We start from the raw sequence: 23,079 nt of genomic DNA on the forward strand, positions 1-23,079 counted from the left end.
GCTGGCCGCCGTCGCGCGGCCGGTGCGGGCGACCGCGCCGGCCACGCGCGGCTTTTTCGGGAGTGCCGCTCCATGAACCGAATTCTCATCGGCCTGATCGGCCGGCGCATTGCGGTCACCGCGCTGACGCTGCTGATCGTGTCCGCGATCATCTTCACGATCACGAACCTGCTGCCCGGCGACGCCGCGCAGGCCGCGCTCGGCCAGTCGGCGACGCCGGAGACGGTCGCCGCGCTGCGCCAGCAGTTCGGTCTCGACATGCCGGCGCACGTGCGTTACGTGCACTGGCTCGGCGGGCTGCTGCACGGCGATTTCGGCCGGTCGTTTTCCGGCGACATGCCGGTGTCGGAGCTGATCGGCGGACGCCTGCCGAAGTCGCTCGCGCTCGCGGCGATCACGACCGCCGTGTCGGTGCCGATCGCGCTGCTGCTCGGGATCCTCGCGGCGGTCAAGCGCGAGTCGGTGATCGACCGCGCGATCAGCCTCGGCACGCTGTCGCTCGTCGCGACGCCGGAATTCCTGATCGCGACGGTCGCCGTGCTCGTGTTCGCGGTGAAGCTGCGCTGGCTGTCCGCGCTGTCATACAGCGGCCCGATCGGCAGCCTGCACGATTTCCTGCGTGCGTATGCGATGCCGGTGCTGACGCTGTGCGCGGTCGTGATCGCGCAGATGGCGCGGATGACGCGCGCCGCGGTGATCGAGCAGTTGAGCGCGTCGTATGTCGAGATGGCCGTGCTGAAGGGCGCGAGCCCCGCGCGCGTCGTGCTGCGCCATGCGCTGCCGAACGCGATCGGCCCGATCGCCAATGCGATCGCGCTGAGCCTGTCGTATCTGCTCGGCGGCGTGATCGTCGTCGAGACGATCTTCAACTATCCGGGCCTCGCGAGCCTGATGGTCGACGCCGTCAGCAACCGCGATTTCCCGTTGGTCCAGGCGTGCACGCTGATCTTCTGCGTCGCGTACCTGACGCTCGTGCTGTTCGCCGACCTGTGCTCGATCGTGTCGAACCCGCGACTGCGCACCTGAGTGTTTCGTCTTCCTTCCGAGATGCCGCCCATGCAACCGATCGATCCCGTACAACGCAGCAGCGCGCTGCCGCCATCCGGCGACCCGCCCCTCGGGCGGGGCAGCGTGCCGCCTGCCGCACCTGCTCCCGACCAGCCGCGCAAGCGCCGGGGCGTGCGCATCGCATTGACCGCCGGCGGCCGCGTCGGCCTGTCGATGGTCGGCCTGATGCTGTTCGTCGCGGTGTTCGCGCCGCTGCTCGCGCCGCATGACGTCGGCGCGATCATCACGCCGGACGTGTTCTCGCCGTTCAGCGCGAAGCTGCCGTTCGGCTCCGACTTCCTCGGCCGCGACATGCTGAGCCGGATCCTGTACGGCACGCGGCTGACCGTGCTGCTCGCGCTGGCCGCGGTGCTGCTCGCCGCGGTGACCGGCACGACGCTCGGGCTGCTCGCGACCGTGTCGGGCCGCGCGGTCGACGAGACGATGAGCCGGCTGCTCGACGCGCTCACGTCGATTCCGTCGAAGATGTTCGCGCTGATGTTCGTCGCCGCGTTCGGCTCGTCGCTGCCGCTGCTGGTCCTCACCGCCGCGGTCAGCTACATGCCCGGCTCCTACCGGATCGCGCGCGCGCTGGCGGTCAACATCAGCACGCTCGAATTCGTGCAGGTGGCAAAGGCGCGCGGCGAGAGTGCGCTGTACATCGCGTGCGTCGAGATGCTGCCGAACATGATCCATCCGATGCTGGCGGACACCGGGCTGCGCTTCACGTTCGTCGTGCTGCTGCTGAGCGGCCTGAGCTTTCTCGGGCTCGGCGTGCAGCCGCCGTATGCGGACCTCGGCTCGCTCGTGCGCGAGAACATCGCGAGCCTCGGCGACGGCTCGGCCGTCGCGATCATGCCCGCGGTCGCGATCGCGATCCTGACGGTGGGCGTCAACCTGATGATCGACGGTCTGCCGCATCGCGGCCGCCGCAAGGGCGCGGCCGGCGCCGCCGGAGGACACTGATGCGACACGAATCGAACCCGCTCGTCGAGGTGCGCGGGCTGCGCGTGGTCGGCGGCCGGCCGGGCGGCGAGGAAACCACGATCGTCCACGGCGTCGACTTCGACATCGGGCGTGGCGAGGTGCTCGCGCTGATCGGCGAATCGGGCTCCGGCAAGACGACGATCGCGTTGTCGCTGATGGGCCATGCGCGCACCGGATGCCGGATCGCCGGCGGCTCGGTGAAGCTCGACGGCACCGACGTGTGCACGCTGTCCGCAGCGGCGCTGACCGCGCTGCGCGGCCGCAAGGTCGCGTATATCGCACAGAGCGCCGCCGCCGCGTTCAACCCGTCGCGCACGATTCTCGACCAGGTGATCGAGAGCGCGCTGATCCACAAGACGATGACGAAGCGCGACGCGCAGGCGAAGGCGATCGAGCTGTTTCGCGCGCTCGCGCTGCCGGAGCCGGAGACGATCGGCAAGCGCTATCCGCATCAGGTATCGGGCGGGCAGTTGCAGCGGCTGATGGCCGCGATGGCGCTGATCACCGATCCGGAGCTGGTGATTCTCGACGAGCCGACCACCGCGCTCGACGTGACCACGCAGATCGACGTGCTGCAGGCGTTCAAGAGCGTGATCCGGCGCTACGGGATGAGTGCGGTGTACGTGTCGCACGACCTGGCCGTGGTCGCGCAGATGGCCGACCGGATCGTCGTGCTGAGCGACGGCGTGATCCGCGAGGCGGGCGCGACCGAACAGATCCTGCATGCGCCGACGCACCCGTACACGCAGAGCCTGATCGCGGCGGTCACGCCGAACGATGCCGAACGCGATGCGCAAGCGGAACAACCGGCCGCGCCGGCGCCGCTGCTCGACGTGCGCGGCGCGATCGCGGGCTACGGCGGCCGCGCCGCGAACGGCTGGCCCGCGAAGGTGATCCTGCACGAAGTCGACCTGCGCATCGGGCGCGGGCAAACGGTCGGCGTGATCGGCGAATCGGGCTCCGGCAAGACGACGCTCGCGAAGGTGATCGCGGGCCTCGTGCCGGCGACCGGCGGCGCGATCCTGCTCGACGGCGAGCCGCTCGCGCGCGATATCGGCAAACGGACGAAGGAGCAGCATCGCCGCGTGCAGATCGTGTTCCAGAACGCCGATACCGCGCTCAACCCGGTGCATACCGTCGAGCGCACGCTGGCTCGGCCGCTCGCGTTCTATCACGGGATCAAGGGCGCGCGCGCACGCCAGCGCGTCGCGGAACTGCTCGAGCTCGTGCGGCTGCCGCCGGCGGTGGCCGCGCGGCGTACCGGCGAGCTGTCGGGCGGGCAGAAGCAGCGCGTGAACCTCGCGCGTGCGCTCGCGGCCGAGCCCGACCTGATCCTGTGCGACGAGGTCACGTCGGCGCTCGACACCGTCGTCGGCGCCGCGATCATCGAGCTGCTGCGCGACCTGCAGGCGAAGCTCGGCGTGTCGTACGTGTTCATCACGCACGACATCGCGAAGGTGCGCGCGATCAGCGACGACATCGTCGTGCTGTATGCGGGCCGCCGCGTGGAGACGGGCAGCCGCGACGCGCTGTGCGCGCCGCCTTATCACCCGTATTCGCACTTGCTGGTGTCGTCCGCGCCGGAACTGCGCGCGGGCTGGCTCGACGACGCGGCCGAGCGCTGTCACCGTCCGCTGGTGCCGATCGGCGAGCGTGAGAACGAGGCCGAGCTGTGTCCGTTCCTGTCGCGCTGCGCGATGCGCGTGGACGGCGTGTGCAACCGGACGGCCCCGTCGCTGCGCACGCTCGGGAACGGCGCGCAGGTGCTGTGCCATCGCAGCGAGGAAGATCTCGCGCGCTTCCAGGCGGAGCCGGTGCAGGCCGGTGTCACGCCCGTGCAGCTGTAGTGTGTGGCGCGCGAGCCGTTCATCGCGCGGTGCGGTGGACGGCCCGCCGCATAGTCTGCTGCTGCGGTCGTGCAAAACGGCAATTTGTACGCGTGCCGCACGCGAATACGCGGCAACTGCGGTTTTTGACAGTGATTAAATGATTCTCATTGACGATCGCCGATCGTCGTTGCCGGAATGCTCGAGAAGGATCCGATGAAACTGGAATCGTACTGGCTGGATACCCGCCCCGCGTTTCGCGCCGGTAGCGTTGGGCCCGTCGAAGGGCGGGCCGACGTGGTCGTGATCGGCGGCGGTTTCACCGGCTTGTCGGCGGCGCTCACGCTCGCGCAGCGCGGCGTTTCGGTGGTCGTGCTCGAAGCCGCGCAGGTGGCCGGCGAAGCGTCCGGCCGCAACGGCGGCCAGTGCAATACGGGCGTCGCGCAGGACTACGCGTCGCTGGCCGCGCGCATCGGCGCCGAGCCCGCGAAGCAGTTCTATCGCGCATACGAAAGCGCCGTGAAGAGCGTCGAGACGATCGTGACCGAACACGCGATCGACTGCGACTTCCGGCGGGCGGGCAAGCTGAAGCTCGCCGCGAAGCCGCAGCACTTCGCGGGGCTCGCGAAGACGTTCGATGCGTTGCGGCGCGACGTCGATCCGGATATCGAACTGATCGAGCCGTCGCGAATCCGCGACGAAGTCGGCTCCGACGGTTTCTACGGCGGGCTCCTGCAGCACAACGGCGCGCAGATGCACATGGGCAAGTTCGGCGTCGGGCTCGCGCAAGCGGCCGTGCGCGCGGGCGCACGCGTGTACGAGCACGCGGCCGTCACACAGCTCGAGCGGCTCGACGGCGAGCGCCACCGGATCACGTGTACGCGCGGCACGATCGTCGCCGACCGCGTGCTGGTCGCGACCGGCGCATCGCAGCAGGGGCCGTTCGCGTGGTTCCGGCGACGCATCGCGCCGGTCGGCAGCTTCATCGTCGTCACCGAGCCGCTGCCCGACGCGCAGTTGAACCGGCTGTTGCCGCATCGCCGCGCGTACGTGACGTCGCGCCAGATCGGCAACTACTTCCGCGTGACGCCCGACAACCGGCTGCTGTTCGGCGGCCGCGCGCGTTTCGCGATGTCGAGCCCGCGCTCCGATGCGAAGAGCGGCGACATTCTGCGCGCCGGCTTGGCCGACTACTTCCCGGAACTGGCCGGCGTGCGGCTCGACTACTGCTGGGGCGGCCTCGTCGACATCACCGCCGACCGCCTGCCGCGCGCGGGCCAGCACGACGGCCTCTATTACTCGATGGGCTACAGCGGCCACGGCGTGCAGATGTCGGTGCACATGGGCCGCGTGATGGCTGACGTGCTGTATGGCGCGGCCGCGTCGAACCCGTGGCGCGAGCTCGAATGGCCGGCGATACCCGGCCATTTCGGGCACGCGTGGTTCCTGCCGCTCGTCGGCGCGTATTACCGGATGCAGGATTTCCTGCATTGATGCGAGCGCCGGGAGAATTCGACATGACAGTGCAATTCGTTGGCTCGCCGCGTGTCGCGCGGCCCGTCTCGCCGGCAATCGGCGACGTGCTGCGCACGATCGACGCGTCGTTCGCGCAGCCGCTGAACCTGGACACGCTCGCGGCGGTGGCCGGGTTGAGCGTGTCGCGTTTCACCGCGCGTTTTCGCAGCGAAACCGGGCTGTCGCCGCATCGGTATCTGTGTCTCGTGCGGATACGGCGGGCGCAGGACCTGTTGCGCGCCGGTCTCGCGCCGTCGGTCGTCGCGACCGACGTCGGCTTCTTCGATCAGAGCCATCTGTGCCGGCATTTCCGGCGCGTGCTCGGCATCACGCCGCGCGATTACGTGGTCGCCCGAACGGGCGGCGCGCCGGCGCGAGCGCCATCGACGCGCCTGCGCGCCGAGCGCCGCGAAGCGTCGTGTCACGCGGCGTGATCGCACGCATGGACGACATGCCCCGCTGAGGATTTTCCGGCAGGAGAGCCGGCGAACGACGATTTCCGATATCGCGTGACGGCGTTGAACCAGTCCGTCACGCACTGCACAGGAGCAGAAATGACCGCAGTTTTCGTGTTGCACCGGGCCGACGGCGCACCTTCTTCAACCGCATTCAGCAAGCAGGCGTTCGGCGCGAGCGATCCGTTCGCAGCGCATCGCGAAATTGCATGGGAAGGTCCCGACGCGATGGCCGCGGGGCGTATCAGCTTCGTCGGCGCGCTGAACGTGCCGAGCTTTCCGCACATCGAAACCCTCGTCGTCGTCGAAGGCGAGCTGACGCTCGAAGCAGCCGGGGCCGCACCGCTGGTGCTCGGCCCGGGGCAAGGCGCTGTGATCGGCTGCGGCACCGCGCTGCGCATCGCCGCGCAATCGCCCGTGCTGCTGACGTTCTGCTCGGCAGCGTGCGAGACACCGACGAAACAAGGCCTCTTCGCGCTGCACGCCGACGCGGACTTCAAACCGTCCGCCACGCTGCCGGCCGAGGTGCTGCTCGGCCCCGCGCCGCAATGCCGCAGCGACAACGTGTTCACCGACGACGGCGCCGGATACTGCGCGGGCACGTGGGATTCGACGCCGTATCACCGGATCGTCCGGCCGCATCGCGCGAACGAGTTCATGTTCCTGCTGGACGGCGGCGTACGGTTCGCGGCGCCCGACGGCAGCGAGCTGTCGCTCGGCGCCGGCGATGCGCTGTTCGTGCCGCGCGGCGCGTCGATCGGGTGGGAAAGCAGCGAACGCGTGGCGAAGTTCTACGTGATGCAGACCGTCAAACCCTCCACCGAACGAGACTGAGCATGTCCCCTCCGCTGCGCCATATCGAAACCTTGTCCACGCCGCCGGCCGCGGCCGACGTCGTCGTGATCGGCGGCGGCATCATCGGCGTCTTCACCGCCTACTATCTGGCCCGCCGCGGCGTATCGGTCGCGCTCGTCGAGAAGGGGCGCATCGGCGCCGAACAGTCGAGCCGCAACTGGGGCTGGTGCCGGCAGCAGAACCGCGACGCGCGCGAGTTGCCGATGGCAAGCAAGAGCATCGACCTGTGGGAACGATTCGCCGCCGAATCCGGAGAAGACACGGGCTTTCATCGCTGCGGGCTGCTGTATCTCAGCAATGACGAGGCCGAGCTGTCCCGCTGGGCCAGTTGGGGCGAATTCGCGAAGACCGCGGGTGTGGCCACGTACATGCTCGACAGCAAGCAGGCCGCCGAGCGCGGGCGCGCGACCGGGCGGCAGTGGAAGGGCGGCGTCTTCTCGCCGACCGATGGCACGGCCGACCCAGGGAAGGCCGCGCCGGCCGTGGCCGCCGCGCTGATGAAGCTGGGCGGCAGTGTCCACCAGCACTGCGCGGCGCGCGGCATCGAGCTCGAGGGCGGCCGCGTCGCCGGCGTCGTCACGGAGGCGGGCGTCATCAAGACACGGACGGTCGTGATGGCCGGCGGCGCCTGGGCGTCGTCGTTCTGCCGCCAGCTCGGCATCCGGTTTCCGCAGGCGTCGATCCGTCAGTCGATCCTGAGCGTGTCGCCTGTCGACACGCCGCTGCCGGATGCGATGTATACGTCCGGCGTGTCGATGACGCGTCGCAGCGACGGACGCTACGCGTTGGCGATCAGCGGCCGCGCGCGCGTGGACCTGACGCCGCAGTTCCTGCGCTTCGCGCCGCAATTCGTGCCGATGTTCGCGAAGCGCTGGCGCAATCTGCTGCCGGGCGGCCTCGAAGGGGTGCGCGGCGGTCATGAAACGCTGAAGCGCTGGCGCCTCGATGCGCCGACGCCGATGGAAGCGGTGCGCATTCTCGATCCGAAGCCCGACATGCCGACGATCGCCGAAACGTACCGCCGCGCGGCCGAACTGTTGCCGGAGCTTCGCGAAGCGAAGATCACGCACGCATGGGCAGGCTTCGTCGACAGCACGCCGGACGGCGTGCCGGGCATCGGCGAAGTGCCGGGCGTGCCGGGGCTGATCCTCGCGGCGGGGTTTTCGGGGCACGGCTTCGGGATCGGCCCGGGCGCCGGGCACCTGATCGCCGATCTCGCGACCGGTGCGCAACCGTTCGTGGACCCGGCGCCGTACCGGCCCGGCCGGTTCAGCGAGTCCGCATGGGGCAAGGTCGCGGATTTTTAGTGGGTGGCTGCGACGCGCTCCGGCCCATCGTGGCTTTCGCCGTGCGTCGGCGCACGGTATCGACTCAAGGATATTCCTGCCATGCATTCCCCCGTTAATTCACCGGTTCGTCACCTGATGCAAGCCGGCCGGCTGGATCGCTTCTTCATCGACGGCGACTGGGTGCTGCCCGACGGCGGCGACCGGTTCGCGGTCGTCAGCCCGTCCACCGAAGACACGCTGTGCGAGATCCCGCTCGGCAGCGCACGCGACGCCGACCACGCGGTGCAGGCCGCGCGCCGCGCGTTCGAACGCTGGTCCGCGACGTCACCGCATGAACGCGCGGCGCTGCTCGACCGCGTGCATGCGCTGATGCTGGAGCGCGCCGAGCTGTTCGCCACGGCGCTCGCGCTGGAGATGGGCGCGCCGATCGGCTATGCCCGCGGCGCGCACGTGCCGCTCGCGGCCGAACATATCCGCGTCGCGCGCGACAACCTCGCGAGCTACCCGTTCATCGAGCGGCGCGGGACGACCGCGGTCGTGCGCGAGCCGATCGGCGTGTGCGCGCTGATCACGCCGTGGAACTGGCCGATCTATCAGATCACCGCGAAGGTCGGGCCGGCGCTCGCGGCAGGCTGTACGGTCGTGCTGAAGCCGAGCGAGCTGTCGCCGCTCAGCGCGCTGCTGTTCGCGGAAGTGATTGCCGATGCGGGCGTGCCCGGCGGCGTATTCAACCTCGTGAGCGGCAGCGGCGAAACGGTGGGCGCCGCGCTTTCGTCGCATCCGGAGGTCGACATGGTGTCGATCACCGGCTCGACGCGGGCCGGCGTGCTCGTCGCACAGGCCGCGGCGACGACCGTCAAGCGCGTCGCACAGGAGCTGGGCGGCAAGTCGCCGAACCTCGTGTTGCCCGACGCGGACCTGCAGCGTGCGATCCCGCCGGGCGTGGCCGCCGCGTTCCGCAACATGGGGCAATCGTGCAGCGCGCCGACCCGCATGATCGTGCCGCGCGACGCGCTCGGCGCGGTCGAGGCACTGGCCGTCGCGACCGCGCAAACGCTCGTGGTCGGCGATCCGTTCGCCGAGGCAACGACGCACGGGCCGCTGGCCAATCGCGCGCAGTTCGGGCGGGTTGCGCAGATGATCGACGTGGGCATCGACGAACGCGCGAAGCTGATCGCAGGCGGCCCCGGCCGGCCCGCGGGTCTCGACCGCGGCTTTTATGCGCGGCCGACGATTTTCTCCGATGTGCGTACCGACATGGCGATCGCGCAGCAGGAGATCTTCGGTCCGGTGCTCGCGATCCTGCCTTACGATACCGTCGACGAAGCGGTCGCCATCGCGAACGATACGGTCTACGGGCTCGGCGCGCATGTGCAGGGCACCGACATGGAGCGCGTACGTGCGGTGGCCGCCCGCATCCGGGCAGGGCAGGTGCATCTGAACTACCCGGCATGGGACCCTCAGGCGCCGTTCGGCGGGTACAAGCAGTCGGGCAACGGCCGCGAATACGGGGTCGAAGGGATGGCGGAGTACATGGAGGTCAAGTCTGTCCTGGGCTTTTATGATTGATGCGGCCGCTGCGCGCGACACGCGCCGGCAGTACAGCTGAAGCCCGCTACTTTCCGAAGGTGCCGAAATTGGAAAACGCCATCATCCCCGACACGTCGCTGGACGCGCATCGCGCGCACTGGGCGAAACTGCGCCGCGACCTGCACGCGCATCCCGAGTTGCGATTCGAAGAACACCGGACGGCCGACGTCGTGGCCCGCGAGCTCGAAGCGCTCGGCTATGTGGTGTCGCGCGGGCTGGGCGGCACGGGCGTGGTCGCGAGCCTGCCCGGCGCGGATCCGCACCGCGGCATCGTGCTGCGCGCCGATCTGGACGCATTGCCGATTCACGAAGCGAACGACTTCGCACATGCATCGTGCACGCACGGGATCATGCATGCGTGCGGCCATGACGGCCATACCGTGATGTTGCTCGGCGCCGCACGCGTGTTGAAGGAACTGCCGCAGTTGCCGGGCACCGTCCATTTCGTGTTTCAGCCGGGCGAAGAGGGTGGCGCGGGCGCGCGCAGGATGATCGACGACGGGCTGTTCGAGCAATACCCGACGGAAGCGGTATTCGGCATGCACAACTGGCCCGGTCTGCCAGCCGGGCATTTCGGGTTGCGCACGGGCCCGATCATGGCTGCGGGCTCCCGCTTCAGGATCACGGTGACGGGCAAGGGCGCACACGCGGCGCAGCCGCATCTGGGCATCGATCCGGTGCCGCTCGCGTGCTCGATGGTGCTGCAGTGTCAGACCATCGCCGCGCGGCACAAGGACCCCGTCGACCCGGCGGTCATTTCCGTCTGCATGTTCCATGCGGGCACGACGGACAACGTGATTCCGGACACCGCCGAGCTGCGCGGCACGATCCGCACGCTGTCGTCGGCATTGCAGCAGAAGCTGCAGCGCGACGTCCGGCTCGCGTGCGAAGGGCTCGCGGGGGCCTATGGCGCGCAGGTCGACGTGGAGTTTTTCCAGTACTACCCGGCGACGGTCAACACGCCGGCCGAGACGGCGCTGTGCGACGCGGTGATTCGCGACACGTTCGGCGACGCGCGCGTCGACCGCGACGTGCCGCCGAACATGACGTCCGAAGACTTCGGCTTCATGCTGGAGGAACGGCCGGGCGCTTACGTGCTGATCGGCAATGCGCAGGACGGCGGAACCGCACCTGCGCTGCATCACCCGAAATACGACTTCAACGACGACATCATTCCAGCCGGCGTCCGGTATTGGGTCGCGCTGGCGCAGCATTACTTCACGCGATCGGCGTGATGCGTCGGGGCGGCGTCGAAACCGGTCGACGTGGGGTTGATCGGGCGTCAGGGCCGGGAACGGCGTGTTTCCCGAGCGTCGGGCACCCATGCCAGCCGGGGAGAGCCGTGCAATTTGCCACCGCCTCGATGTGATCGCCGCGCATTTTTCTGATGTGTCGTGTCGCACGACAACACCATTTAGAAGGACTGCTTAATGAACCAGGAGCAACAAGTGAAGGAGCGCGACGCGACGTCGGCGCTTCGCTACCGGAGATTCACCGCGGCGGACGTCCCCGCCGCCCATGCCCTTTCCATGGCGCTTCGCTGGCCGTTCAGGGCGGAAGACTGGCAGTTTTCCGCGGACACGTCGGTCGCGTTCGCGGCCGAGGAAAACGGGGTGGTCATCGGCACGGCGATGTGCTGGAAGTACGGTGCGGATCGCGCGGCGATCGGGCATGTGATCGTCTCCGACGCGCATCAGGGCCGGGGAATCGGCCGCAAACTGATGGAAATGCTCCTCGACGAATTGGGGCCGCGCATCACGTTTCTGCACGCGACGCCGGCCGGTCGGCCGCTCTACGAGAAACTGGGATTCAACGTGTGCGGATCGCTGAGCCAATATCAGGGAAACGTGGAGCGGCCCGCCGCGGTGGCCGTGCCCGACGGCGAGCGGCTGCGTGCCGGATCACTGGCCGACTGGCCGCGCCTGGTTGAACTGGACACGCATGCTTCCGGCCTCGAGCGCGAAGCGCTGTTGTCCGCGTTACAGAAGCGGGGCGAAAGCGTCGTGCTCGAACGCGACGGCGAGGTCGTCGGGTTTTCGGTGCTGCGGCGCTTCGGTCGTGGTTACGTGATCGGTCCGGTAGTCGCGCCGTGCTCGAGCGACGATGCGCATGCGAAGGCGCTGATCGGCTATTGGCTGACGAAACGAGATGGCGACTTCGTGCGTATCGATGTGCCTGACGGGACCTGTCTACCGGAGTGGCTGGGCGAGCAGGGACTGAAACAGGTGGATACCTGTTCGAAAATGGTTCGCAACGCGCCGGCTGCCGCACACGAGGGCGCGGCCGACCCGATAGTCGGACTGTACGCGCTGGTCAGCCAGGCCATGTTGTAAACCTCGGCCCGCCGCCAGGACTGCATGGCGTGATCGGGCGGCGATACCCGCGCGCGACCGGACGGCATGCAGGTGTCCGGCGTGCCGCCGTGGCGGGACGAGGTTGCCGGACATCGCCGCGCCGCGGCCGACGAATTCAGCGCGCCCGACCCAACTGCTCGTCGATCGTACGCGTCAGCGGCGACTCGACGTCGCCGGTATGCCGGGTCTGCACGGGCTCGATCAGCACGATCCAGCATTCGTCGTCGGCAATCGGATTATGCTGCGTGCCGCGCGGCACGACGTGCATCGAGCCGGCGGGCACGCCGACCACGCGGCCGCCTTCATACTCGATCCTGAGGTGGCCGCGCACGACGAAGAACAGCTCGTCTTCGTGCGCATGGTCGTGCCACACGAGCTGGCCGCGTACTTTCGCGACCTTCACGTACTGATCGTTGACCTGCGCGACGACCTTGGGCGACCAGTATTCGGATACGTCGGCGAAGGCAGCCTCGAGGTCGAACGATTCGGCAAACGGAAGGGCGGGCAAGGTCATCTCGTCTCCAGTGGGCAGTCGTATGCAGTCGGGATCGAAACCGGCTGGCTGCCGATCGTTGGCATCCAGGAACAGCCGATTATATTGACGCCGCCACTTCGCTGCTCGACGTCCGGATGCCGCGAAATCCGCCACGCACGCCGGGCCACCGTCACCGGCGACAGCATGGCGGTCGCGGCGAACCGGCCGCGCACGCCGCCGGTTCAACCGCTTGGCGACTGCCTGCATTGCCGCGCGGCACATGAAAGCGCGGCACCGCGCTCAACCCGCAAGCGCCGCCACGAAGTCGCGATACGTCCGCAGCGGGCGACCGAGGATCGTGGTCAGCCGCTCGACGTCGCCGGCCTCCGGCACCATGCCGTCGCTGACGAAGCGTTCGGCCATCAGCCGCATTTCGTACGCCATCCATTTCGGCATGAATTTCGCGAAATTGTCTTCGAACGGCGTCGGATCGTCGCCGCCATAGGCAACCGGACGGCCGAGCGTGTCCGACCAGATGGATGCGAGCTGCGTGCCGGTCAGCGTGTCGGGCCCGACCAGGTTGAGGGTCTCGATCGGCAGCTTGCCGGGCGCATCGTTGCGGCGGATCAATTCGATCGCCGCGACTTCCGCGATGTCGCGCACGTCGATCATCGCGACGCCCTTGCCGCCGATCGGTATCGGGTAGACGCCGTGCCCGACGATCACGTCCTTGACCATCGACTCGTTGTCCATGAAATACGCGGCCCGCAGGATCGTCGCGCTGAAGCCCATCTGCTCGATCATCCGCTCCGCGCCCGATTTCACCGCGAAGTGCGGCACGTTCACGAAGCGGTCGGCGTGCAGGACCGACAGATAGACGACGCGCTCGATGCCCGCTTCGCGGGCGAGGTTCAGCGCGATCAGCGCCTGCGTGAATTCGTCGCCCGCCACGCCGTTGAGCAGGAACAGCGTGCTGACGCCGGAGAACGCCGCCCGCAGCGCGTCGACGTCGAGCATGTCGCCCTGCGCGACGGTCACGGCCGCCGGAAAATCCGCCTTGGCCGGATCGCGCACCAGCACGCGCACGTCGGCGCCACGATCGACGAGTTGACGGACGAGCTGGCGGCCTACGCGGCCGGTGGCGCCGGTAACGAGAATGGTCATGATGTTCACTCCTGAAGTAACGATGGGATTGACTGCCCACGTAAGTTAAGTGATCCACACACGATCCGGAAGATGTGATAAATAGACGTGTCGTCTCACTGGTGGAACGCATGGACCTGCTCGCGCTTGCCGATTTCAACCTCGTCGCCCGCCATGGCAGCTTCGGGGAAGCCGCGCGCGTCGCGGATCGCCCGAAGGCGACGCTGTCGCGCCGCGTGGCGGAACTGGAGAACAGCCTGTCGCTGCGTCTGTTCGAGCGCGGCTCGCGCGGCGTGAAGCTCACGCAGGAAGGGCGCGCGCTCTACGAGCGGACGGGCGCGCTGCTCGCGGAGCTGGCCGACAGCGCGTCGGCGATTGCAGCGGGGAGCGAGCGGCCGCGCGGCCGGCTGCGCATCAGCGCGCCGATGCTGTTTTCCCAGTTCGCGATGGGGAAGCTGGTGGCGACGTTCGCGCTGAGATACCCGGACGTCCGGCTGGAGGTGACGACCGAAGACCGGCCCGTCGACATGATCGAGGAAGGGTACGACCTCGTGATCCGCGTGAACCCGGACCCTGACGAGAGCCTGATCGGGCGCGTGATCCTGCGCGACCGGCTGGTCGTCGTCGCGACGCCCGAGCTGGCGCGGCCGGGCGGCGACGCACCCGCACCGGCCGTGGTGCGCGGCGCGAATGACACCCGCTCCGCATGGGAGGTCACGGGCCCGGCCGGGACGGCGCGCGTACCGGTCGAACCGGTGGCACGGCTGTCGTCGCTGGTCATGGTGCGCGATACGGTCCGCCTCGGCCTGGGCGCCGCGTGCCTGCCGATATCGCTCGTGAGCCGCGACCTTGCCGCCGGCACGCTCGTCAGTTGGGGCGACGTGCCGGGGCCCGAGATCGCACTATGGGCGCTGTATCCGTCCAGGCGACTATTGAGCGCGCGCGTTTCCGCGTTTCTCGATCACCTGAAGGACGCGTTTCCGTCAGGACAGCCGGAAGAACTGGCTGCGTATATCGAACCCGGGCAGTGAAACGGCCGCGGTCGCGGCAGCGCATGCGCGTCGTGCCCGCGATCACCGCGATGTCCTGAGCGGGATGCCGTCGCGATTGGCAAGGCGCGCGTGCCGCCGCCCATTTCGATTCGAACCGCGGCTTTCACAGCGGCTCCGTCGGCGCGCGACACACGCGGTTCCTGCCTTCGCGCTTGGCGCGGTAAAGCGCCATGTCCGCCTGATGCGTCAGCGCGTGCACGGAAGCGTGCCGCGCGCGCCGGCCGGTCGCACAGCCGATGCTGACGGTGAAAGCCGGCACGGTTTCCGCAAACCCGTCGAGCTGGTTGCGTTCGACCTCGCGGCGAATCGCGTCGGCGACCCGCGCGGCGCCGTTTTCATCCGTATCGGGCAACACCGCGACGAATTCCTCGCCGCCGTAGCGCGCGGCGAGGTCGCCGCGCCGCCGCGTATGTGCACGGATGCATTCGGCGAGAAAGCGCAGCGCGGTGTCGCCCAGCGCGTGCCCATGCCGGTCGTTGTACTGCTTGAAGTGATCGGCGTCGATGAACAGCACCGACAGGCTGCCGCCGCTGCCGCGCTGCAGCCGCTCCCATTCGTCGGCCAGCGCGGTATCGAGCGCGCGGCGATTGCGCAGTCCGGTCAACGGATCGGTACGCGTGAGATCGGTCAAGAGCGTCTGCTTGCGTAAGTTGTCCCGCAATGCGAAGGCAAGCAACCAGACCACCGCGCAGAACAATGCGCAGATCACGGATGCCGACACGCCGACCGCCCACGACAGGCGCCGGATGCCGGCCAGCACGTCGCTTTCGGCCGGCGCGACGACCGCGATCAGCGGGGTGCCCAGTATCCGCTGGAAGGTATACAACCGCACGATGCCGTCGATGCTCGAGCGCGCGGGATAGAAGCCCGATTCGCTGTTCACCATCCGCTTGAAGGATTTCGAGCGACGCAGGAGGTTCATCTGGCCGTCGTTCAACGACGGGTTTCTCGCGAGGATCGTGCCGTCCGCGCGCACGATCGCGCTGACCCCGTTCGGCCCGACATCGAGGCGGGACAGCAGATGCTCGAAGTAAGCGAGATCGACGGCGACGACCGCGATCCCGTCGAACGCATGATCGGGCCGCTCGATGCGCCGCGACAGCGCGATGGATTCCTTGCCGCTGCGCGAGCGTGCGCGATAGGGCTGCGATACGTAGAGCCCGACGTTGTCCGCATCGCGATGGACCTTGAAGTAGTCGCGATCGGCGAAGTCCCACCGGTGGGTCGAGCCGCAGCACCCGTCGATCAGCTGGCCGCGCCGGTCGGTCACGCCCATGCCGGTCACGTATTGCGCCGCGGTGCGCTCGAACAGCAGGTCGTGCCGCAACCCTGCGTCCATGCGCTGCACGGCCGGCTTGCCGAGGTCGGCAGCCAGCGCGATCAGCGCATTGTTCGACGTTTCGACCGTCCTCGCGATCTGGCTCGCGAGCACGGCCGCGACGTTGCGCGACGTCTCGTGCGCGTGCTCGACGACTTCGCTGCGCGCGACCCACAACGTCACCGCGCTGATCCCGAGCGCCGCGAGCGACATCAGCGTGCCCAACGCGCCGACGACGAACGGGTGGCGTCCGGCCCAGTCGGCGATTTTCTCGATCGAAGTGAATGCGGGCATGCTCGCGCTCGTTTTGAGATGCCGGCTGCAACTGCGCCGGCGCGGGTCCAATCCCGGTTAACGGCACGGTTAACCAAAAATCGAGGCCGGCATGGCCGCCCGTCGACGACATCGGCATCGCGCGGCGACGCAAACGTGTGCGCCACGCGGCGATACGCCCGCTCGCCGTCCGGCCCCGAGCCGCGGATCGCGTCGATTGATAACCATGCTGCATCAATCATTCCAAAAATTGCACTTATCGTTTGATCGATACCGCGCCAACATGCCGGAAAACGACAATCGATCAGCCCCTCCCGTATTTCTGGTTTTTCAGGAGACACCCCCGATGCATCCCTCGTCCAGCCTTCCGGCCGAACGCTCGAAGGCCGCCGCGATCTTTCGCGTCACGGCCGGCAATTTTCTCGAGCAGTTCGACTTCTTCCTGTTCGGCTTCTACGCCACGCAGATCGCCAACGTCTTCTTCCCCGCGCAAAGCGAATTCGCATCGTTGATGATGACCTTCGCCGTGTTCGGCGCCGGCTTCCTGATGCGGCCGCTGGGCGCGATCGTGCTCGGCGCGTACATCGACGAGGTCGGTCGCCGCAAGGGCCTGATCGTCACGCTGTCCATCATGGCGAGCGGCACCATCCTGATCGCGTTCGTGCCCGGCTACGCGACGATCGGGCTGCTGGCGCCCGTGCTCGTGCTGATCGGCCGGCTGCTGCAGGGCTTCTCCGCGGGCGCGGAACTGGGCGGCGTATCGGTCTATCTCGCCGAGCTGGCGACGCCCGGGCGCAAAGGCTTCTTCACGAGCTGGCAATCGGCGAGCCAACAGGTGGCGATCGTCATCGCGGCGGGCCTCGGCTTCGTGCTCAATCAGTGGCTGAGCGCATCGCAGATCGCCGCCTGGGGATGGCGCGTGCCGTTCTTCGTCGGCTGCATGATCGTGCCGTTCATCTTCATGCTGCGCCGCAACCTGGAAGAAACCCAGGAATTCAAGGCGCGCAAGCATCGTCCGGGCATGAAGGAAGTGTTCGGTACGCTGGTCCAGAACTGGGGCGTCGTGATCGCCGGCATGATGCTGGTCGCGATGACCACCACGAGCTTCTATCTGATTACCGTCTACGCGCCGACCTTCGGCAAGACCGTGCTGCATCTGAGCACCGCCGACAGCCTGCTCGTGACGCTCTGCGTCGGCGTGTCGAACTTCGTGTGGCTGCCGATCGGCGGCGCGCTGTCCGACCGGATCGGCCGCCGGCCGCTGCTGGTCGGCATGACGGTGCTCGCCGTCGCGACCGCCTACCCGGCGCTGTCGTTCCTCGCTCACGCGCCGTCGTTCGTCAACATGCTGCTGGTCCTGCTCTGGCTCTCGTTCATGTACGGCATCTATAACGGCGCGATGGTCGTCGCGCTCACGGAAGTGATGCCGGTGCAGGTGCGCGTCGCGGGCTTCTCGCTCGCCTACAGCCTCGCGACGGCCGTGTTCGGCGGCTTCACGCCGGCCATCTCGACCGGGCTCATTCACATGACGGGCGACAAGGCCGCACCGGGCTACTGGATGAGCTTCGCCGCGGTGTGCGCGCTGCTGGCGACGTTCGCGCTCTATCGCCGCCGCGCCGCGACGTTGACGCCGGCGCATTGATGCCGGCCCATCCGGAACGCTCCGGAATGTTCACCCATACCCACGAATCCGCACGACCACGACCATGAGAAATCTGCTCCTGAAATTTTGCGCGACCGCGCTCGTCGCCACCGCGGCGGTGGCGGCCAACGTGCAGGCCGCCGAACTGCACGTGATGAGCTCGGGCGGCTTCACCGCCGCCTACAAGGTGCTCGGCCCCCGGTTCGCATCCACGACGGGCAATACGCTCGCGACCGCGCTCGGCCCGTCGATGGGCAAGTCGCCCGAAGCGATTCCGAACCGGCTCGCGCGCGGCGAACCCGCCGACGCCGTGATCATGGTCGGCTACGCGCTGGACGATCTGATCAAGCAAGGCAAGGTCATCCCCGAATCCCGCGTCGAGCTGGCCGACTCGCGCATCGGCATGGTCGTGCGCGACGGCGCGGCAAAGCCCGATATCAGCACGGCCGAAGGCCTCAAGCAGGTGCTGCTGCACGCGAAATCGATCGCCTATTCGGACAGCGCGAGCGGCGTGTATATCGAGCGCGAGCTGTTCAAGAAGCTCGGCATCGAGGAGCAGGTGAAGTCGAAGGCGAAGATGATCCCGCGGATTCCGGTGGCGTCGGTCGTCGCGAACGGCGACTACGAAATCGGCTTCCAGCAGGTCAGCGAGCTGCTGCCCGTCAAGGGCGCGACCTTCGTCGGCAAGATTCCCGAATCGCTGCAGTCCGTCACGCGCTTCGCCGCCGGCATCCCGGTCGGCGCGCAGCATCCGCAGGAGGCGAAGGCGCTGCTCGACTATCTTGCGTCGCCCGACGTGCAGGCCGACGTGAAATCGACCGGCCTGGATTCCGTTTCCGCTCATTGAGCCCGATCGACGGGAAGGCGCGTATCAGACCGTCTTCCCGTCACTACCGCCGCCGTCTGCCGCGGCACTGTCTTCATCGGCCCCGTCCAGAGGGGCCGGCCCGGCCGCCGCGAGCCGCTGCGCAAGACGCGTGCGATCGCACGCACCTTCCCACGACGACACGAAGATCACCGCGCACGCATTGCTGATCACGCTGGTCAGCGCGCGCGCCTCCGACATGAAGCGATCGATGCCGACCAGCAGCGCGACCCCGGCGACCGGCAGGTCGGGCATCACGGCGAGCGTCGCGACCAGCGCAACGAGGCCGCTGCCGGACACGCCGGCCGCTCCCTTGGACGTGAGCAGCATGATCGCGAGCATCGTCGCGATCTGCGGCGCGGATAGCGGGATGTCGCATGCCTGCGCGATGAACAACGCCGCGAGCGTCAGATAGATCGCGGTACCGTCCAGATTGAACGAATAGCCGGCCGGCAGCACGAGCCCCACGACGCCCTTGTCGCAGCCGAGCGCTTCCAGCTTGACGATCAGGCGCGGCAGGACCGGCTCCGTGGACGAGGTCGCAAGCACGATCAGCAACTCTTCGCGCAGGTAGCGCAAGAGCCGCCACAGCGCGAAGCCGTGCAGTCGCGCGAGCGGTGCGAGCACCAGCGCGACGAACAGCGCGCAGGCCACGTAGAAGGACACCATCAACTGCGCCAGCGAGCCGACCGAGCCGATACCGAAGCGGCCCACCGTGAAGGCCATCGCGCCGAATGCGCCGAGCGGCGCGAGCCGCATGATCATCGCGAGCACGCGAAAAACGACCTGGGCGATGCCGTCGATCAGCGCAAGCACGGGCGGGGCGGCGCGCGGATGCGCATTCAGCGAGAAGCCGAACAACAGCGACAGCAGCAGCACCGGCAACACTTCGCCGGTGGCGAATGCGCCGAGCATCGTATCCGGAATCACGCCGAGCGCGAACGCCACCAGGCTGCGCGGCTCCGCATGCTTCGCATACGGCGCCAGGATGCTCGCATCCAGATGACGGACGTCGATGTGCATGCCGGCGCCCGGTTGCAGCGCGTACGCGGTGACGAGCCCGAACGCGAGCGCGGCGGCCGTCAACAGATAGAAGAGCGCGAGCGCCCGCACGATCGTGCGGCCGATGGCCCGCCCGTTCGACAGCGACGTGATGCCCGACACGATCGTGCAGAAGACGATCGGCGCGATGGTCATCTTCACGAGCCCGACGAACGCGTCGCTGAGCGGCTTGAGCATCGCGCCCGCCGCCGGCCACACGTGACCGATGCCGATGCCGAGGATCATCGCGAGCAGGACCTGCACGTAAAGCGATTTGAGCAGCCGGGTCCACCTCACGATGCAGTCTTCCTTCGTTTCCGTTCAGTGGCCGTCATGCCGATGTGCCGCCGCCGGCGGCATCGCCGCGCTTCGCGTCGACGATCATCTGGTGAAACGCCTCGGCGGCCGGCGTCAGCGAGCGCCCGCGCCGCTTGACGATGCCCACGCGCCGTTTCACGGCCGGCTCGACGAGCGGCACGCTCGTGAGGACAGGGTGGTCATGGCCCGGCATCGCCATCGACGGCACCGCGGCGACGCCGAGCCCGGCCTCGATCAGCCCGAGCAGGGTCGTGACGTGGCGCGCCTCGCAGACGCTCGGCGTGCGCGGCGCGACGGCCGCCAATGCCTGGTCGAGCAGCAGGCGGTTGCCGGAAGTCTTGTCCACCGAGACGTAATCGTGCTCGTAAAGTTCGGTCCAGGTCACGCGCTTCTTGCGCGCGAGCGGGTGGTCGCGGCGACAGGCGGCGACGAACCGTTCCTGGAGCAGCACCTTGAACTCGATCTCCGCCTCCTGGCTGCCGATGAAGCTCACGCCGAAATCCGCCTCGCCGCTGATGACGGCGCCCAGCACTTCGTTGGCGCTGGCGTCGAGCAGTTTCACCCTGATGCGCGGAAAGCGCTGATGATAGCGGGCGATGATGGGGGGCAGGAAGTAGTAGGCGACCGACGGCACGCAGGCGATCGTCACATGGCCCAGGCGGCTCGATGACACGTCGCGGATGCCGAGCAGCGCGGCGTCGAGATCGTCGAGCAGTTGCTCGGCGCTCTGCGCGAACACGCGGCCGACGGTGGTGAGCGCGACGCGGCGCGTGGTGCGTTCGAAGAGCCGCACGCCGAGCGCGTCCTCGAGCTTGTCGATCCGGCGGCTCAACGCAGGCTGGGAGAGGCTGACCGCTTCGGCGGCCTTGCGGAAACTGCCTGTTTCCACGACCGCGCGAAACGCCTGCAAGTCCGTCAAATCGAAATTGATGCCCACCGGCCACTCTCCGCCACTCAGATGCGCAGCATTTTGCATGATTCCGGCCGCGCCATGCGTGTCGCGTCGTTCATGCGGCGGCGTGGGCGCGGCGCGGTGTGCGGCCAGGCCGGCCACGATCCCGCGGGCCGCGCGGCGAATCGATCGTCCCGACGCCGCTTCCTGATGTACCGTATCGCTTTGCCCGGGCAATGCTCCAGCGCTGGCGCCTGCCGCCGGCCAGTCGGGCGAGCCGCTCTCTCCAACGGATTCCAGCATGCGCATTCCGCCGCTCAAGGCCATCATCGCGTTCGAAAGCGTCGCCCGGACCAAAAGCGTCAACCGCGCGGCGGAAGAGCTCGGCCTGACCGCGTCCGCCGTCAGTCATCAGCTCAGCAACCTCGAATCGCAGATCGGTCAGCCGCTGTTTCAGCGTTCGGGGCGCGGCCTCGTCCTCACGCCGACCGGCGAACGCTACCTGGCCGACGTCACCGGCTCGCTGGCCGACCTGAGCCGCGCGACCGAGCGCGCGTCGAGCCGCACCGAAGTCGATATCCTGCGCGTGCATTCGAGCCCGAGTTTCGGGCTGATGTGGCTGCTGCCGCGGCTGTCGTCGTTTCAGGAGGCGAACGGCGATATCCAGCTGAACCTCGCGTGCTCGTACGAAAACGTGTCGTTCTCGAACGGTTTCTACGATATCGATGTCCGGCACGGCTACGGCAACTGGGACAATCTCGAAGTGAAGACGGTGCGCGGCGAATTCATCGCGCCGCTCGCGTCGCCGCGCTATCTCGAACAGCATCCGGTGAACGCGCCGGAAGACCTGCTCGCGCATCGTCTGATCTATTCCGAAACGCCGCTGGTCCAGTGGAAGCAGTGGTTCGGCCGGACGGGCGTGCCGCTCGCGGCCCAGAAGACCTTCGATTTTTCGTTCGACCGTTCGTACATGTCGCTCGAAACCGCCGCGCTCGGCCTCGGCATCGCGCTCGAAAGCCTGATGCTCGCGTCGGTGAAGATCCGCGAAGGGCTGCTGGTGCCGGTGTTCGACGCGACCCATGCGGTCGAAGTCGGCGCGCATCATCTCGTTTACCCGCGGCAGAACGCTGAACTGCCGCGCGTGAAGCGCTTCCTGGCATGGATCGAGCGGGAGGTCGCGGCGCACGGCGGCGCGAGTTGAGCCGCGCGTCTGCGAGCGCCTACGTGTTTTTGCGTCGCAGCATCGGCGGCGGGCCGCGCGCCGTCATCTGAAATTTTCTCAACCATGGCTGAGCGTTTCCGCGTTGATGCGGGTGTCCGGTGAGCCGACACTCCGGACAACACATCAACACAGGAGACAAGCGATGTTGCTCGACAACAGGACCATCATCGTGACCGGCGCCGCTTCGCCGCGCGGTATCGGCAAGGCCACGGCCCGCGCGCTGGCCGCGCACGGCGCACGCGTGGCGATCCTCGACCTTCGCCGCGAAGATGCGGAAGCGGCCGCCGCCGAACTCGGCCCGGATCATCTCGGCCTCGCCTGCGACGTGACCGACCGCGACGCGTGCGGGGCGGCAGCCCGCACGGCGCTGGAGCGCTTCGGCCGCATCGACGGCCTCGTGAACAACGCCGGCATCACGCAGCCCGTGCGCACGCTGGATATCTCGGCGCGCGACTTCGATGCGATCGTCGACGTGAACCTGCGCGGCACGCTCTACATGTCGCAAGCGGTGCTGCCCGCGATGAAGGCGCAGCGCAGCGGCAGCATCGTCTGCATGTCGTCGGTCTCCGCGCAACGCGGCGGCGGCATCTTCGGCGGCCCGCACTACAGCGCCGCCAAGGCCGGCGTGCTCGGCCTCGCGAAGGCGATGGCGCGCGAATTCGGCGCCGACCGTATCCGCGTCAATTCGATCACGCCGGGCCTGATCCAGACCGACATCACCGGCGACAAGCTGACGCCCGACATGCGCGAGGACATCATCAAGGGCATTCCGCTCGGCCGGCTCGGCGAGGCCGCCGATGTCGCCAATGCGTGCCTGTTCCTGCTGAGCGACCTGTCGAGCTACCTGACGGGCGTCACGCTCGACGTCAATGGCGGGATGCTGATTCACTGAGAACGGCGCCGCCCGATGCGCGGCGCCG

The 23,079-nt window shown here is 68.1% G+C and carries 20 protein-coding genes; 15 read left to right on the forward strand and 5 right to left on the reverse strand.

From position 1 onward, the window contains the following. The first annotated feature begins 72 nt into the window (after positions 1-72). The 10 genes from HWW87_RS16275 (at position 73) to HWW87_RS16320 (ending at position 11,897) form a co-directional block, all read left to right on the forward strand. Positions 73-1,026 carry an ABC transporter permease gene (locus HWW87_RS16275; RefSeq protein ID WP_175821151.1) on the forward strand — a complete coding sequence of 318 codons (954 nt, stop codon included), beginning with the start codon at positions 73-75 and terminating at the stop codon, positions 1,024-1,026. Positions 1,027-1,056: 30 nt separating this feature from the next. After that, entirely contained in the window at positions 1,057-2,013 is a 957-nt protein-coding gene (locus HWW87_RS16280) for an ABC transporter permease (RefSeq protein ID WP_175821152.1), read from the forward strand. Further along, positions 2,013-3,881, forward strand: coding sequence for an ABC transporter ATP-binding protein (locus HWW87_RS16285; RefSeq protein WP_175821153.1), 1,869 nt, complete (start codon positions 2,013-2,015; stop codon positions 3,879-3,881). The genes HWW87_RS16280 and HWW87_RS16285 overlap by 1 nt, the downstream gene beginning before the upstream one ends. Before the next feature lie 195 nt (positions 3,882-4,076). Then, on the forward strand, positions 4,077-5,354 hold the full coding sequence (locus HWW87_RS16290; RefSeq protein WP_175821154.1) for an FAD-binding oxidoreductase: 1,278 nt from the start codon (positions 4,077-4,079) through the stop codon (positions 5,352-5,354). Positions 5,355-5,377: 23 nt separating this feature from the next. Beyond that, positions 5,378-5,809: an AraC family transcriptional regulator gene (locus HWW87_RS16295; protein WP_175821155.1), complete on the forward strand. Its 432-nt coding sequence runs from the start codon at positions 5,378-5,380 to the stop codon at positions 5,807-5,809. Between the two features lie 120 nt (positions 5,810-5,929). Next, positions 5,930-6,664, forward strand: coding sequence for a cupin domain-containing protein (locus HWW87_RS16300; RefSeq protein WP_175821156.1), 735 nt, complete (start codon positions 5,930-5,932; stop codon positions 6,662-6,664). Between the two features lie 2 nt (positions 6,665-6,666). Beyond that, complete coding sequence (locus tag HWW87_RS16305; RefSeq protein ID WP_175821157.1) at positions 6,667-7,992, forward strand: FAD-binding oxidoreductase; 1,326 nt, start codon at positions 6,667-6,669, stop codon at positions 7,990-7,992. Between the two features lie 81 nt (positions 7,993-8,073). After that, positions 8,074-9,543, forward strand: a complete 1,470-nt coding sequence (locus tag HWW87_RS16310; protein WP_175821158.1) for an aldehyde dehydrogenase family protein — start codon at positions 8,074-8,076, stop codon at positions 9,541-9,543. 68 nt (positions 9,544-9,611) lie between these two features. Beyond that, complete coding sequence (locus HWW87_RS16315) at positions 9,612-10,799, forward strand: M20 aminoacylase family protein (RefSeq protein WP_175821159.1); 1,188 nt, start codon at positions 9,612-9,614, stop codon at positions 10,797-10,799. Between the two features lie 195 nt (positions 10,800-10,994). Further along, positions 10,995-11,897 carry a GNAT family N-acetyltransferase gene (locus HWW87_RS16320; protein WP_175821160.1) on the forward strand — a complete coding sequence of 301 codons (903 nt, stop codon included), beginning with the start codon at positions 10,995-10,997 and terminating at the stop codon, positions 11,895-11,897. Between the two features lie 136 nt (positions 11,898-12,033). Here the strand turns inward: HWW87_RS16320 and HWW87_RS16325 are convergent, their stop codons facing one another. Both HWW87_RS16325 and HWW87_RS16330 read right to left on the reverse strand, forming a co-directional pair. Then, positions 12,034-12,432 carry a cupin domain-containing protein gene (locus tag HWW87_RS16325; RefSeq protein WP_175821161.1) on the reverse strand — a complete coding sequence of 133 codons (399 nt, stop codon included), beginning with the start codon at positions 12,430-12,432 and terminating at the stop codon, positions 12,034-12,036. Between the two features lie 261 nt (positions 12,433-12,693). Beyond that, positions 12,694-13,557, reverse strand: a complete 864-nt coding sequence (locus HWW87_RS16330) for an NmrA/HSCARG family protein (RefSeq protein WP_175821162.1) — start codon at positions 13,555-13,557, stop codon at positions 12,694-12,696. Positions 13,558-13,667: 110 nt separating this feature from the next. On the opposite strand from HWW87_RS16330, the gene HWW87_RS16335 reads away from it, so the two are divergent. After that, entirely contained in the window at positions 13,668-14,567 is a 900-nt protein-coding gene (locus HWW87_RS16335) for a LysR family transcriptional regulator (RefSeq protein WP_175821163.1), read from the forward strand. Positions 14,568-14,691: 124 nt separating this feature from the next. On the opposite strand, the gene HWW87_RS16340 is transcribed toward HWW87_RS16335, so the two are convergent. Next, positions 14,692-16,200 carry a GGDEF domain-containing protein gene (locus HWW87_RS16340; RefSeq protein WP_175821164.1) on the reverse strand — a complete coding sequence of 503 codons (1,509 nt, stop codon included), beginning with the start codon at positions 16,198-16,200 and terminating at the stop codon, positions 14,692-14,694. A 325-nt stretch (positions 16,201-16,525) separates the two neighbouring features. Between HWW87_RS16340 and HWW87_RS16345 the strand changes: the two genes are divergently transcribed. Together HWW87_RS16345 and HWW87_RS16350 are read left to right on the forward strand one after the other, a co-directional pair. Then, positions 16,526-17,821 carry an MFS transporter gene (locus HWW87_RS16345; RefSeq protein WP_175821165.1) on the forward strand — a complete coding sequence of 432 codons (1,296 nt, stop codon included), beginning with the start codon at positions 16,526-16,528 and terminating at the stop codon, positions 17,819-17,821. A gap of 64 nt (positions 17,822-17,885) precedes the next feature. After that, positions 17,886-18,668 (forward strand): substrate-binding domain-containing protein, encoded by a 783-nt coding sequence (locus HWW87_RS16350; protein ID WP_175821166.1) that lies wholly within the window; start codon positions 17,886-17,888, stop codon positions 18,666-18,668. A gap of 24 nt (positions 18,669-18,692) precedes the next feature. Here HWW87_RS16350 and dctA read toward each other — a convergent pair whose 3' ends face one another. Further along, a complete protein-coding gene (gene dctA, locus HWW87_RS16355) occupies positions 18,693-20,024 on the reverse strand; it encodes a C4-dicarboxylate transporter DctA (protein WP_175821167.1) in 1,332 nt (443 codons plus the stop codon). A gap of 34 nt (positions 20,025-20,058) precedes the next feature. After that, on the reverse strand, positions 20,059-20,982 hold the full coding sequence (locus tag HWW87_RS16360) for a LysR family transcriptional regulator (RefSeq protein ID WP_175821491.1): 924 nt from the start codon (positions 20,980-20,982) through the stop codon (positions 20,059-20,061). Positions 20,983-21,238: 256 nt separating this feature from the next. Between HWW87_RS16360 and HWW87_RS16365 the strand changes: the two genes are divergently transcribed. Beyond that, positions 21,239-22,138, forward strand: coding sequence for a LysR substrate-binding domain-containing protein (locus HWW87_RS16365; RefSeq protein ID WP_175821168.1), 900 nt, complete (start codon positions 21,239-21,241; stop codon positions 22,136-22,138). Between the two features lie 163 nt (positions 22,139-22,301). Beyond that, entirely contained in the window at positions 22,302-23,051 is a 750-nt protein-coding gene (locus HWW87_RS16370; protein ID WP_175821169.1) for a glucose 1-dehydrogenase, read from the forward strand. Positions 23,052-23,079: the final 28 nt, after the last annotated feature.

The organism is Burkholderia sp. BCC0419, assembly GCF_902830285.1.
In the GTDB taxonomy this organism is placed as follows: domain Bacteria; phylum Pseudomonadota; class Gammaproteobacteria; order Burkholderiales; family Burkholderiaceae; genus Burkholderia.